The 940-nt window shown below is 64.7% G+C and carries 1 pseudogene; it reads left to right on the plus strand.

The features are described from left to right. Positions 1–49: 49 nt before the first annotated feature. Positions 50–926, plus strand: a pseudogene (locus MLGJGCBP_RS22460) (IS5 family transposase). Positions 927–940: the final 14 nt, after the last annotated feature.

Genomic DNA, 940 nt, shown 5'->3' on the forward strand with positions numbered 1-940 from the left:
TAGAGCGTGTCTGCCAAATATTGGCGGTTGGATGCTCGAGACTGTCCCCGTGTTGCGTGCCAACGAGATTTCCGATGCCCTGTGGGCTGTGATCGAACCCGTCCTTCCTTCTCTGGCGGGACGGAGGGGGCGGCCGTGGAACGATCATCGGTTGACGCTGGAGGGAATCGTCTGGCGGTTCCGTACCGGGTCACCGTGGCGCGATCTGCCCGAATGTTTCGGTCCGTGGCAGTCCATCTGGGAACGGCATCGCCGCTGGTCGGACGACGGCACCTACGTGCGGATGTTCGCCGCGGTGCGGGCGGCAGCACCCGAACGAGAGGAACAGCTCGAACGGCTGCTGTCGATCGATTCGACCGTTGTCCGCGCCCACCAGCATTCGGCCGGTGCCCGGACCGATGCGCACACAGGGGGCTCGGTCGAATGACAAGAATCTGGCCAACGAACCCGCCGACCACGCACTCGGCCGCTCCCGGGGTGGGCTGAGCACCAAGATCCACGCCCTCACCGACACGTTCTGCTGCCCGCTGACGCTGCTGCTCTCGCCGGGGCAGGCGGGCGACAACCCGTACCTGGCGCCGCTGCTCGAAGCACATCGCGCCCACGACACCGAAAGGTTCCGGCTGCTGGCCGACAAGGCGTACTCGCATCCGAGCACTCGAAAGCATCTGCGGGAACGCCGAATCTCGCACACCATTCCCGAACGCCGTGACCAGATCCGACGCCGCAAGGCCAAGGGGCCGGATGGAGGTCGACCGCCGGCATTCGACAAGGACCTCTACCGCGAACGCAACACCGTCGAGCGTGGTTTCGGGCGACTCAAGCAATGGCGTGGCATCGCCACGCGTTACGACAAGTACGCCACCACCTTCCTCGGTGGCGTACTCCTCGGCGCGATTGTTATTCATCACCGTGTCCGCAAATAGCAGACACGCTCTAG

Origin of the sequence: Rhodococcus sp. T7 (assembly GCF_009872365.1) — a bacterium.
Lineage (GTDB): Bacteria > Actinomycetota > Actinomycetes > Mycobacteriales > Mycobacteriaceae > Rhodococcus_F.